The following is a 13,163-nucleotide window of genomic DNA, read 5'->3' as shown; positions in this document are numbered from 1 at the left end:
AGCGACCCTTTTTACTTGCTATTTATTAGTAGGGATTTGCTATTTGTAATACTACTCTGCCGGTAATATCTCCTTTTTTCATATCCTCAAATACTTGGTTGATATCTTCCAGCTTAGCTGTCTGCACCGTTGATTTTACTTTGCCTTCTGCAGCAAAGGCGATGGCTTCCTGCATATCTTTACGCGTGCCAACGATGGAACCGCGAATAGTATAGCGGTTAAGTACGGTTTCGAAGATCTTGAGATCAAAACTACCTTTGGGCAGGCCGCAAAGCGCAATGGTACCCTTACGCCTTAACATGGCAACGCCCTGCTCAAACGCGATGGGCGATACAGCCGTTACCAGCACACCATGCATTCCGCCGGTTTGCGCCTTTATCTCCGCGGGATCTGCCGACTTTGCGTTGAAAATAATATCGGCACCAAGTTTTTTCGCCAGCGCCAGTTTATCATCGGCAATATCAATGGCTGCAACATGCATACCCATTGCTTTTGCATATTGCACAGCCAGGTGCCCTAAACCGCCAACGCCCGATATGGCCACCCATTCGCCGGGTTTTACTTCAGTTTCCTTGAGGCCTTTATAAACGGTTACGCCCGCACAAATTATCGGTGCCATCTCCGCAAAGTTTATTCCTTTTGGAAAGTGCGCTATATATCTCGAATCGGCCAGCACATATTCGGCAAAACCGCCGTTAACACTGTAGCCGCCATTCTTCTGTTCTTCGCAGAGGGTTTCCCAGCCGGTTATACAAAACTCGCAGCAGCCACAGGCGCTGTGCAGCCAGGGTGCGCCTACAATATCGCCTATGGTTACGTTTTTTACGCCTTCACCTAAAGCTACCACATAACCTATAGCCTCGTGCCCGGGTATTAAGGGCAACTGTGGTTTTACCGGCCAGTCGCCACTGGCGGCATGAAGATCGGTGTGGCAAACGCCACAGGTGATCACTTTTACCAGCACCTCGTTATCGCCGGGGGTAGGAACCGGTACTTCTTCAATTACCAGCGGCTGCCCAAATTCATGTACAACTGCGGCCTTCATCATTTTTGGCACCATCATTATATTATAGATGCTATGATCATTAACAGGTGCACAATTATGCTGAAGGCAAAAAAGCCAAGCATTACGCGGATACCCGCGCCACCCATACCTGCAATAATATTAGAGAAGAAAAGTGCCAATGTTATTGCCAAAACAGCAAGCGGCGCGTTAAAATAAAAGAGCAAAACAGCCGGTATAGGCAGGAATAAAACACCCTGGGCTATTAATGATACCATAAACCATAGCGTGCGGTTAGGTGCTTGCTTATCCGCCCAGGCAGTGAGATTTGCCAATGCGCTATGGTTAATATTGTTTGTAAGAGTTACGTTGTTCCAATGAGCGGTGTTGTTTGTTAAAGTTGCCATGGTGCTAAATTTTATAGGGCAAAGGTGGGGTATTGCATACCGTCGATTAATGACCGGCGATGGCTTAGCAAGTGACGCTCGTCACATTTCGTTAACCGCCATTGCGGTGCTTTTGGCCTATGAGCCATACATTCCACATCCCTGTTTTAGGTTTAGGTTTTTCTATCTACACCCTCTTAAAGTAGCACGCTACGGCCTGTTATCGGTAAATGTCTGTTGTTGGCGCCGAATTGATAGAACGGATGCGCGAATACCATCAATTACTATAAAACGCTTTTCGACGAAGTATTGTCCGTATCACTTAATACAAAAGAACAACTGCAAGCTTTTGAGATGCTCCTTGCGAACGAAACCGCTAAACTGCTTGGTGCGGTGAATGCGTATGAAAACTGCCAATGGGAAAAGCGGGGGGATTATTTTTATTACAAAAAAGCGGCTGAATTTTAGAAGCTCAGCCGCCTTTTGTTATTGTTTATTTTAAGACGGCGTCGCTGTAGATATGATACTCGCCGGGCAAGTAAGTAGCGTTGTATGGCAAGGTTACCGTGATACTGGTTCCGGATACGTAATCGTACCAGGTTCCGGCAGCAGGGAACGCCACGGTAACCGATTGGCTGTTCACGTCGAAGTTGCCCACCACTACCACGTTTTGCGTACCGCTGCTTAAATAAGCCGTTTTTACCGACCCGGAAGCGTTAGCGGTGATGGTGGAAGTATTAAAAATAGGGTTCTTGATCTTCATTTTTATCAGCTTAGCAAAGGCGCTGTACAGTTTGCGGCGCTGCGGATCGTTGTTATAATCCCAGTGGATAGGCTTTTCGCCAGTGCGGCCATTTTGGTCGATGGATACATCGTAGCCCAGTTCGCCAAATTGCCATATCATTTTTGGGCCCGGCGCGGTCAGTAAAAACGCGGCTGCCGCTTCCTGGCGTGCAAGTCCTGTCGATAGCGTTTTTACATTATAGCCCCCTGCCCCTGTTGTGTTGCCGTACTGGTTGTTCTTAAACATCAGGCGTTCTTCATCATGGCTTTCCATATAGCTTACAATGTTATCGGGCTGGGTAAAACCGGTGTGATTGCTAAAATACAGGCGGGAGAAATTGGATGTTGGCACCCAACCCATGGTAGCTTCATTAAAGTTGTAATTATTGTTGCTCCACAGCATCATGCCATTATCCGACAGTTCTTTTTCTTCCCTATCGCCGCCAAAAAACTCCAGTATAGTATAAAAATTATTATTGTCGATAGTTTTTATAAAACTGTTGTACTCGTTCCAGATAGCTACACGGCTTGGATCGTAAGCGGCGAATGAAGCGTCATCCGAACTTACCTTCTCGGTAAAGCCCTTCGCAAGATCGAAACGGTAACCGTCAATCTTATACTCCTGCATGTAAAACTTCATCACATTTTTGGCGAAATATTTTGTCGCTGCGCTTTCGTGGTTAAAATCATAACCCACGTTATAGGGGTGCGTAGGGTTCACATTAAACCAGGGGTTGGCGCTCGTTGGCTTATTGGTAGCCTTATCAAAATACAGCTGCACCATCGGCGATTGGCCGAAGGAATGGTTAAGCACCATATCTAAAATAACAGCCATCCCGCGTGCATGGCACTCGTCTATCAGGGCCTTCAGATCGTTTTTAGTCCCGTAATACTTATCAACCGCAAAATAAAACGAAGGATTGTATCCCCACGAAGAATTGCCTTCAAATTCGTTTACCGGCATCAGTTCAATGGCATTTACGCCGAGGTTAGTGAGGTAGTTTAAGGTATCTTTTAAAGTTTTGTAGCTGTGTGTGGCCACAAAATCGCGCATGTGCAATTCGTAAATTATCAGCTTGCTTTTATCCGGGCGGGTAAAAGCCGGACTCTTCCAGGTGTAAGTTGGCTGGTTGCCTTGCATTACGCTCACAATACCGGTTTGGCCTGTTGGGTACGCTTTTAAACCGGGGTAAACCGATGCCGGGATATACTTGTCGTTATCCGGGTCGAGTACTTTTTCGCAATATGGGTCAGCCACTTTCAGGCTGCCATCAACCAAAAACTGGTAAGCGTATTCCTTGCTGGCATCCAGGTTATCTATCTGGATCCACCAGTTTTTGCCATCCGGCGTGTTGTTCATAGCGGTTGCGCCCCAACTGTTAAACTCACCAATTACCGCTACCGATGTTTTTCCGGGTGCGTATAAATTAAATATAGCCGATGTGCCCGAATTTATAAAAGTAACCCCATCGCCGGCGCCTGCAGGTAATGCCTTACCATTGGTTACAGGCGGCAAAACCGGGCCGCCGCCGCCGCTTGGCGGGTTTGGATCTACTGCTTTTTTGCTGCAGGCAGCGGTTGTAAATAAAAGTACCACTAAAGGTATCCACAATATCTTCCTCATGTTTTTATTTTATAGTGGTTAATTTTTTTGAGATGTGGATGTCGCGGCCATCCTGTACGTACAATACCGATACTGCCGCGCAAAGCATAAAAATACCTGCCAGCACCAACGCGTAAATAGGCTGCCCGCCAAACAAACTTTTCACTATCCAACCACCAAAAAAGCCATTGATAATTTGCGGGAAAGTGATAAAGAAGTTGAAGATGCCCATGTAAACCCCCATCTTTTTCGCGGGGATAGAACCCGATAAAATAGCGTACGGCATAGCCAGAATACTGGCCCAGGCCAAACCTATACCCGTCATGGACACGATGAGCATTTTTGGGTCGGTCACAAAAAATATGGATATTAAACCCACGCCACCGGCCAGTAACGAAAACGCGTGTGCTATTTTACGGCTGGTTAACCTGGCTATAGATGGCAGGCAAAGCGCATAAATAGCCGAGATGCCATTGTACACACCAAACATCAGCGTAACCCAATCACCGGCTTTGGCAAAATTTGCCGACGTAGTATCCTTTGGCGCTACATGAAAAACATGCTGCGCGATGGCCGGGGAAGCAAAAACCCACATAGAGAACAGCGCGAACCAGGAGAAGAACTGCACCAGCCCCAACTGGCGCATGGCCACGGGCATTCTCGAAAAATCTTTAAAAATAACAGAAAGGCCTTTTTCTGTTTCCTCCGGCTCTTCAGGGTGGAAAGCCGCATATTCTGCAGGGGAGTACTCCTTTGTTTTGAAGATCGTCCACAACAGGCAAGAAATAAGCACTATACCACCCACGTAAAAGGAGTATATCACGTTATTTTGCACATGGCCTGCTGCTACCTGTTGGGTGCCGGTAAACTGGGTAATTACCCAGGGCAATATGGAGCCTGCTACCGCACCAGTACCTATTAAAAAGGTTTGCACCGAAAAACCAAGGCTGCGCTGGCTATCGGGCAGGTTATCGCCAATGAGCGCCCTAAAGGGTTCCATGGCCACGTTGAACGATGCATCCATGATCATGAGCACGCCTGCACCCACCATTACTGGGGGCAGAAATAATAACAGGGATGCATTCGGCATAAAAAACAATGCGATTGCCGAGAGGATGCCCCCTGCTAAAAAGTACGGTTTGCGGCGGCCCAGCCTATTCCAGGTGCGGTCGCTGTAGTGGCCTATAATGGGTTGCACGATCATCCCGGTGATGGGTGCCGCCAACCAAAAAAGCGATAAATGCTCTACATCGGCCCCAAAGCTTTGTAAGATGCGCGAAGCGTTCCCGTTTTGCAATGCAAAGCCAAACTGAATGCCCAAAAAGCCAAAGCTCATGTTGAATATTTGCCAAAAGCTGAGCTTGGGGCGTTCGGCAACAGCGGCCTTAAGGGGCTGTTTTGTAGTTTCTTTTAAAGCTGTCATTTAGTTAATTCAATTATGATAGCGGTTTTAGCAGGGATGATCAGCTGTTTCACATCAGCTAACTTTTCGTGGGTAATTATATTTACGCCGCCCTTGAATCCCGCCGTCCGCTCGTTAAAATATCTGGTATCCAGTGCCTTTTCCTCCTCGTTACCATTGTAGGTTATCATTACCGTTTTTTGCGCATCGTACCTGAAATAGGTGTAAATACCATTACGCGGGATGTATTGCATTAGTTTACCGGTTTGCAGGGCCGTGGTGTTTTTGCGGTAGTTAGCCAGCGTGCGCACAAAATCAAAAGCTTCGTTCTCTTTCTTGTCGCGCCCGGCTGCGGTAAACTTATCCTTCTTATCCGCTGCCCAGCCGCCGGAGAAATCCTCGCGAACTAAACCATCGGGGTTAGAGTAACCTTTCATCAATATCTCGTCGCCGTAATACATTTGCGGCACACCGCGCATCGTCAACAACATAGCCATACCAGATTTAAACTTGATAAAATCCTCGTTTACATTAGAGTAAAAACGGCTCATATCATGGTTATCTAAAAAGATAGTATTGCGGGTGGCGTCCTGGTACATAAAATCCTGCGCCACTATATTGTATAACCTGTTAACACCGTCTGTCCAGCCCTCTTTTCCGTTTAGGGCTTCGGTAATGGCATCTTTTATCTGCGCATCGGTAATGCCGGGCAACTGGGTATCAAAACCGCGGTTCACGGTATTGCCCTGGGTAAAATAAGCCTGGTTAGCTACCGACCATACCAGCGTTTCGCCAAAAATAGAGAGACGGGGAAACTCGGCTTTTACTTTTTTTGCCCAATCGGCCATATAAACAGGATCGTTATATGGGTAGGTATCCAGGCGGAAACCATCTATACCGGCATATTCTACCCACCAGATATGGTTTTGGGTAAGGTAGTTTTGCACATATGGGTTGCTTTGATTAACATCTGCCATCCTGCGGTCAAACCAGCCATCCAGCATTTGTTTTTTATCGGCAGCTGTGCCATGCGGATCCATTACAGCGGCATCTCTGAAGTTTGAGTTGGTGTATTTTGGCCATTGGTGTACCCAGCTTTTCATCGGCATATCTTTTATCAGCCAGCTTTCGGTACCTATGTGGTTATGCACCAGGTCTTTTATCACCTTTAAACCAATTGCGTGAGTTTTATTCACGTAAGTTTTAAAAAGTTCGTTGGTACCGTAGCGCGGGTCTATCTTGTAATAATCGGTTACGGCGTAGCCGTGGTACGATGCATGTGGCTCGTCGTTCTCAATTTCTGGTGTCATCCAAATGGTGGTTACGCCCAGGTCTTTTAAATATCCCAGGTGATCAATTAAGCCCTGGATATCGCCGCCATGGCGCGAATACATCGAATCGCGGTGCAAACCGGTTTCCAACATACCGGGTACCACATCATTTGACGGGTCGCCGTTTGCGAAACGGTCGGGCATAAGCAGGTAAATAAGATCTTTACTGGTAACGCCCTGTGCCCATTGCGGCGTGCTGTTACGGGTTTTTAATTCGTAATTATAAACCAGCGCTTTCTGCCCTGCTTTTTTAAAGGTAATGGGGAATTTACCCGCGCGGGTTACGCTGCTGATGGTAAGATCGAGAAATATATAGTTGCTGTTTTCTACTTTATGTACGGCAATTAGCTTTACGCCGGGATAGCTGAGGCTAACAGTACTGCCGGCAATTTTTTCGCCGTGTACAATAAGTTGCACCTTGGGGTTTTTAAAACCAACCCACCAAAAGGCCGGCTCCACACGCTCAAGCGCGGGGATCTGAGCAAGCGCGCCAGCCGCAAACATCAGGAAGGCAAGTGTAATTTTTAACCTTAATTTCATATCTGTTTTAATTGGCAAAATAACAGCGTTTAATAGCTGCAGATAAAGAACAGGAAGCAAATAAAATGGCCAACCCGTAAATAAGGGTTGGCCATTAAGGTATTATTGTTTTACTAAAGTGTAAGCCGCTTTAGCATTATCAGTACCAATTGGTGCAAAAGTGAAATGGTAAGTTCCGTCTGCAGCAACGGGGATATCATTTGAATCGCTCGAAGCAAGGGTTGCGCCATCAGCACCTGTTTTTGGCACGCCATAGCTGGTTCCCCAATCGTGGTTCTTCCTTACCTTAAATTTCCCGGTTGACACCAATGGGATAGTTATTTCCCATACGCGGGTACCGTTGTTAAATTTCATGTCAGTATCAGAACCCCAGCCGCCGGCCGTAGCATCGCCAATAAGGCTGTAATAAGCGTCTACCGGTACCATGGTGATGGTGTTTAAATTCAGATCCACCGTTACAAAGTACTGGCCCGCGCCCGGCGCAGTAATATCGTCGCCCGATGTGCTGATGCCGTTGCCGCTTGTTTTACCATAAGCTACATCCCATTTCTTTTCCGGGGTGATTTTAAAATCTAACTTACCCGGTAAATAATTGATGATACCGGTATAAACGCCATTGCCTGTTGCCGACTGCAGACTATCGGCAGTTGCGGGGTTCCAGCCCTGGTATGCACCCGGCACGTAAATATAAGCCACCAACGCAAACGGCGTGGCTGTTACGGTAACTACGTTTGAATATTCGATACCAGCAATAGTGCTTAATGAGGTTTTTAAACGCATCTCTAATTGCGATGGTACACCTGTAGCCAGGTTCATAGATAGTAACAGGTTGTTAAAATCTTGCACAGTATAGCTTTTTGTAAGCGCGCCTGCTGTCAATGATACTTCCCTTGGAGCGGCGAAGCTGGTGCCTTTAACCGCAATCTGCAGGGTGTTGATGGTTGCTGCACTGTAACCGTAAGCTTGCGGCGTACCGGTAATGGTGATGGCATTTTCGGTTAAATTAGCTTTTGATAAAGCCGGTGAAGTGGTTGATGTAGTTAATGAGCCGGGGGTGCCAGTTTGGGCCACGGTGCGTACTTCATCTTTTTTGCATGATGCCAATGCCAATAAAGCCAGGCAGCTGAATGCTAAAAGTTTGGTAGTTAATTTTTTCATCGTTAATACTTAAATGTTAAATAAGTTTTATGTTATTGCCATATACAGGCCCGGTTTTACGCCGGGCCTGTTATTTATTTAGTATCCTGGGTTTTGAACCAATGTAGGGTTGGCCGTAATATCATCTGTTGGGATAGGATAAATATTCCTGAAGTCTTCAACAGACCTGCCACCTGTAACGCCACCTTTAAACGGCCACAGGTAAGTCGAGGTAGTAAACTTGCCATAACGGATCAGATCTGTCCGGCGGAAGCCTTCCCAATATAGTTCTCGCGCCCTCTCGTCTAATATAAAATCGAGCGAAATAGTTGCTACGTTGCCACTTGCATTACCGTAAGCACGGTTGCGGATAAGGTTAATATAGTTTACAGCAGTGGCCGTAACGCCACCTGTACCGCCGCGCAGAGTTGCTTCCGCGTAGATGAGATACATTTCTGATAAACGGAAAAGCGGGAAATCGACGTCAGAGAAATCCAGGCTCTGCCCTGCCGCGCCGGTGCGGGTTACATTGCGGTATTTGGTAACTGCAAAGCCATCGGTAAACACGCTCTGATCTTTTATCTCCAGGTTTTGGCCGGTGGTGTAAAACTGTGAACGTTTGTCTGCAGTCCCTGTATAATCAGGAAACAGGTTTGGCAAATTCTTTGTTGTGCGTGCACCGCCCCAGCCGCCGCTGATACCAAAATTACTTGCCGACTCCGACCCGCCAACCGGCGCATGGGTTAAGAAGGTAGTACCACCGTAGCTTTGTGTACGCAGCCCGTCGTAGTTTATGGTAAGGATGTTCTCGCTGGTGTTTGCCTGGTTATCTGCCAGCATAATGTATTGATAATTATTGATCAGGGAATAACCCGCGCCAATAACCCTACCAGCGTAATCGATAGCTTCCGCGTACTTTTTGGTGCCGGTGTAAACTTCTGCATTTAGGTACAACCGTGCTAATAATGCCCAGGATGCTGCCTTATCGGCACGGCCATATTCGTTTGATTTAGGCGCTGCCAAAGCAGGCTCAATAGCTTTCAATTCCGATTCTACGTAAGCGAAAATTGTTTTACGATCCGCTTGTTTTGGTACGGTTACGCCTATCAGGTCGGTTTCCGTCACCAATGGCACGTTACCATACATATCTAACAAAACCCAGTACTGGAACGCCCTTAAGAAACGCGCCTCGGCACGGAACTGGCGGATCTTATCAGCATCAGCACCAGAAATTCCGCGGCTGCTTAACTGGTCATCGGCAGATTGCCTGATAAACTCATTAGCAAGCGTAACCTGGTAAAGGCTGCGGTAGTATAATCCTTTAAGAAAAGGGTTAGCGGCAGACCAGTTCATGTTGTGAAAATCCTGGATACCTACGTCGCCCCAGGCAATTACGGCCTCATCGGTGCTCAGTTCCTGTGCTTTCCAGTACAATCTCAAAAAGTCTGAAGTACCTTCGTCAATACCTTGTACATCGCCGTTACCTGCAGGGCCCTGGTTGCCTGTTAACGCAAACGCGCCGTAAACCTTGGCAAATGCCTGCTTATAGCCCTCGGCCGACGCGTATACCGTAGCAGAGGTAATATCATTCGTAGGCAACAGGTCGAGCTTTTTGGTGCACGACACCAGGCTGCCTGTTAGCATTACTACGATGAATGCTTTTATGGTCAAGTTCTTTTTCATATCGCTTTATTTATTAGCTGATTAAAATTTAAGGTTTAAGCCGAACACAAATGTGCGCGGGCGCGGGTAAATGTTGTTATCAATACCACCGCCTACTTCCGGGTCCACACCCTGGTAGTTGGTAATGGTAAACACGTTTTGCACGTTAGCGCTTATGCTTAATGACGCGCTGCTGCGCAACACTTTACCAAAATTGTAACCAAGGCTGGCGTTATCCATTTTCAGGAAAGATGCATTTTGAACGTAGTAATCAGATAACACATTCTTATCATTAGCGCCTATTAAACCACTTTCCAATACGTTGGCAGAACCATTATTAAGATAGCCCAGTGGATTAAGGATGCTGTTGCGGGTGCCTGTGCTGGAGAATACGTTGTTGTAAGCATAGTTACCTGTATTGGCGCGCATTACAACGGCCAGGTTAAAGTTCTTGTAGGTTACATTGCTGGAGAAACCAAAGATGTATTTAGGATCGGGCTGCTTGTACAGGTACAGGTCCTTATCATTGATGGTTCCATCGCCGTTACGATCTACATACACATTATCAATTGGTTTACCATCGGCGCCGTACACCTGCTGGTACACATAAAAAGCAGCCCTTGGCTGGCCAACGTAATTACGCTGAATGGTGGTTCCTGTTCCGCCGGAAACACCTCCCACCGCTGAGCCTGTTGCGTTAGGATCATCCACGAAAGTAAGTTTGGTTACTTTGTTGGTATTGTAAGTGGCATTAAATGCAACATCCCAGTTTACATCTTTGCTTCTTACCACCTGCGCGGTAATGGCAAACTCAATCCCTTTATTTACCATATTACCTACGTTGGTTACAAATTTGTTAGAGAAACCTGACCCGGCCGCTACGGTAACTTCACCTAAAAGGTCTTTTGTTTCTTTGTAGTAGGCATCAATACTACCGCTTATACGGCCATTAAGAAAGCCATAGTCTACACCTACGTTGGTGGTAGCACTCTGCTCCCATTTACGTTTAGGGTCATACGCTACCGGGCGGTAAAGCTGGTAAAAAGTATCGCCCAACTGGTATGATGCTGTTTGCGAGCTTAAGCTGTAGTATGGTGTATAGGCGTAGTTTGATAAACCGTCTTGCTGGCCTGTTAAACCGTAACCGACACGCAGTTTCAAATCAGAAAGTACTTTATTATCTCTCAGGAAGGACTCCTCTTTGATCTTCCATGCAAATGCGCCCGAAGGGAACACCGCGTAACGGTTAAGCGGGCTAAACCTTGATGAACCATCGCGGCGGATTGTACCGGTTAACAGGTACTTATTAGCGTAAGTATAATTTAAACGGCCGTAGTATGATAGCAGCGTATTCTCCGGTTTATCAAACGGAAAAGTTGGTGTGCTTACTGTTGTGCCGTCTGAGGTAATATCAGGGAAACCATAGTTTTTGGTGGCATAATCGTAGTAAGCGTAACCGGCAACCACATCTATCCGGCTATCTATCGATTTCAGATCCTTAGCATAATTTAAATAAGCTTCGAAAGTAGTGTTGAGGATAGTAGTACGGTATTGGTTGTTTACACCACCGTGCAATACGTTGCTGGCATCTTTAAACCTGTTAAAGCTTGCCGCCGCGGTAGACGGAATCACAATGGTGCCTTTACCTTCAGATGCATCGTAACCAAAGTTTACGTTAGCGTGCAAGTCTGGCAGAAAGTGGAACTTATAATCCAGTTGAGCGTTACCAATGCTTCTTTTAACATCACTTTTATCGTAACGCTGCTCTAACAAACCTATCGGGTTACGCGGCGCCAGTTGTTTTAAGCCTGTTGCAGAGGATGGGTCCGAATCAAGGTATTCGTAGAAACCGCCGTACTTGTCGTTACCAGATTGCACCGGTTTGGTAGGATCGAAACTAACCGCGGCACCAATAGCGCCCTGGTTTGCAAAGCGTGCCTTGCTTGCCGAACCTTTTACGTTGATATCTAATTTGATATGGTTATCTAAAAACTTCGGTGTTACATTGATGGACGCTGACGCCCTGTTTAAATATCCTGTTCTGAGGATACCTTTCTGATCGAGGTAGCCAACAGATACGCGGTAAGGTAAATTTTTAAATCCACCGGCAACACTCAGGTTATTATCATTGCTGATAGCTGTTTGGTAGATCTCTTTTTGCCAATCGGTATTAGCATCACCCAGTAATGCCTGGAAAGCCGCGCTGCCATTTGCTTTTACGTAAGCTCTCAGCTGATCGCCGGTTAACACAGGTACTTCCTTAGATAATTTTGAAATTGAAACCTGTGTGTTAAAGTTTACCTGTGCTTTGCCTACAGTGCCTTTTTTGGTGGTAATGATAATTACACCGTTTGACGCCCTTGAACCGTAAATAGCCGTTGCTGACGCATCCTTCAATACGCTAAAGGTTTCAATATCATTCGGGTTGATAAGGCTTAGCGCGCTTGGTGCGCCCGCAATACCATCGTTGCTTAATTGCACACCGTCTATCACAATTAAAGGGTCGTTACTTGCGTTTAGCGAGGCACCGCCACGAACGCGGATGGTGCTACCTGCACCCGGCGCGCCGCCATTTGAAGTGATAGATACACCGGCAACCTTGCCCGCGATCAGCTGCTCCGGCGAGGTGATGTTACCCGTTTGGAAGTCTTTTGAACTTACGGTGGTAACAGAACCAGTAAGGTCCTTCTTCTTAACCGTACCGTAACCGATCACAACAATTTCGCTGAGCGACTTTGATGAAGGTTGCAGATTGAAGTTTACGGTCGCGTTATCGGCCTCAATAGTTACCGTTTTTGGCTGTGAGGTGTAGCCAATAAAGCTGGCCGTTAAGGTGTAGGTACCGGCTCTTAGGCCGGTAATGCGGTAGATGCCATTAACATCGGCAGCGCTTGCTGTGTTTGTGCCCGATATTAATACCGTTGCCCCGGGTAAAGATTGGTTGTTCTCGTCAACCACTTTACCGGTAATGCTTCTTGTTTGTGCAAATATCGCCTGCGATATAAACAGCAATGCAAAAAAGAGCAGATACTTTTTTAGGTAATTGTTTCTCATGTAATTAATTGGGTTAATAGTTGGGTTAGTAAGTTGCTTGGTAAAATTTCACAAATACTGGTTACAGCGCCCTAAAGCCTGTTAATAAATCCTCTTCTGGTTGAATGATCTCCATAATTTATCTCTCCGGTAAAAACTGTTGTTCCCTTCAGCAGAGATCCAATCGTTGGGGCACGCAGTGCGGCGACAAAACACAGGGGTTTGGTGCAAAAACCAGCTGGCCCACGATCAAAAAAAATGCTGTAAAAAAATTATAATTGGC

8 protein-coding genes are annotated in these 13,163 nt (G+C 46.5%); all 8 read right to left on the bottom strand.

Annotated elements, in window-relative coordinates:
- Window positions 1-25 precede the first annotated feature (25 nt).
- Complete coding sequence (gene adhP / locus ABIX36_RS26365; protein WP_348085157.1) at window positions 26-1,048, bottom strand: alcohol dehydrogenase AdhP; 1,023 nt, start codon at window positions 1,046-1,048, stop codon at window positions 26-28.
- A gap of 14 nt (window positions 1,049-1,062) precedes the next feature.
- Complete coding sequence (locus tag ABIX36_RS26360) at window positions 1,063-1,410, bottom strand: hypothetical protein (RefSeq protein ID WP_348085156.1); 348 nt, start codon at window positions 1,408-1,410, stop codon at window positions 1,063-1,065.
- Window positions 1,411-1,882: 472 nt separating this feature from the next.
- Entirely contained in the window at window positions 1,883-3,796 is a 1,914-nt protein-coding gene (locus tag ABIX36_RS26355; RefSeq protein WP_348085155.1) for an alpha-amylase family glycosyl hydrolase, read from the bottom strand.
- A gap of 4 nt (window positions 3,797-3,800) precedes the next feature.
- Window positions 3,801-5,198, bottom strand: coding sequence for an MFS transporter (locus ABIX36_RS26350; RefSeq protein ID WP_348085154.1), 1,398 nt, complete (start codon window positions 5,196-5,198; stop codon window positions 3,801-3,803).
- Window positions 5,195-7,048, bottom strand: coding sequence for a glycoside hydrolase family 13 protein (locus tag ABIX36_RS26345; RefSeq protein ID WP_348085153.1), 1,854 nt, complete (start codon window positions 7,046-7,048; stop codon window positions 5,195-5,197). Before ABIX36_RS26345 ends, ABIX36_RS26350 begins: the two co-directional genes overlap by 4 nt.
- A gap of 102 nt (window positions 7,049-7,150) precedes the next feature.
- Window positions 7,151-8,206, bottom strand: a complete 1,056-nt coding sequence (locus ABIX36_RS26340; protein ID WP_348085152.1) for a SusE domain-containing protein — start codon at window positions 8,204-8,206, stop codon at window positions 7,151-7,153.
- Window positions 8,207-8,284: 78 nt separating this feature from the next.
- Window positions 8,285-9,868, bottom strand: coding sequence for a RagB/SusD family nutrient uptake outer membrane protein (locus ABIX36_RS26335; RefSeq protein WP_348085151.1), 1,584 nt, complete (start codon window positions 9,866-9,868; stop codon window positions 8,285-8,287).
- Window positions 9,869-9,889: 21 nt separating this feature from the next.
- Complete coding sequence (locus ABIX36_RS26330) at window positions 9,890-12,901, bottom strand: TonB-dependent receptor (RefSeq protein WP_348085150.1); 3,012 nt, start codon at window positions 12,899-12,901, stop codon at window positions 9,890-9,892.
- Between the last annotated feature and the right edge of the window lie 262 nt (window positions 12,902-13,163).

Source organism: Mucilaginibacter sp. (assembly GCF_039925265.1).
Classification (GTDB): domain Bacteria; phylum Bacteroidota; class Bacteroidia; order Sphingobacteriales; family Sphingobacteriaceae; genus Mucilaginibacter.
The sequence above is the reverse complement of the archived record's forward strand: the minus strand, read 5'-3'. Positions and strand labels throughout refer to the sequence as shown.

What these genes read in the sequence shown, in the direction of transcription:
- adhP (WP_348085157.1), bottom strand. Translation starts at nt 1,048, where the DNA reads ATGATGAAGGCCGCAGTTGTACATGAATTTGGGCAGCCGCTGGTAATT.
- ABIX36_RS26360 (WP_348085156.1), bottom strand. Translation starts at nt 1,410, where the DNA reads ATGGCAACTTTAACAAACAACACCGCTCATTGGAACAACGTAACTCTT.
- ABIX36_RS26355 (WP_348085155.1), bottom strand. Translation starts at nt 3,796, where the DNA reads ATGAGGAAGATATTGTGGATACCTTTAGTGGTACTTTTATTTACAACC.
- ABIX36_RS26350 (WP_348085154.1), bottom strand. Translation starts at nt 5,198, where the DNA reads ATGACAGCTTTAAAAGAAACTACAAAACAGCCCCTTAAGGCCGCTGTT.
- ABIX36_RS26345 (WP_348085153.1), bottom strand. Translation starts at nt 7,048, where the DNA reads ATGAAATTAAGGTTAAAAATTACACTTGCCTTCCTGATGTTTGCGGCT.
- ABIX36_RS26340 (WP_348085152.1), bottom strand. Translation starts at nt 8,206, where the DNA reads ATGAAAAAATTAACTACCAAACTTTTAGCATTCAGCTGCCTGGCTTTA.
- ABIX36_RS26335 (WP_348085151.1), bottom strand. Translation starts at nt 9,868, where the DNA reads ATGAAAAAGAACTTGACCATAAAAGCATTCATCGTAGTAATGCTAACA.
- ABIX36_RS26330 (WP_348085150.1), bottom strand. Translation starts at nt 12,901, where the DNA reads ATGAGAAACAATTACCTAAAAAAGTATCTGCTCTTTTTTGCATTGCTG.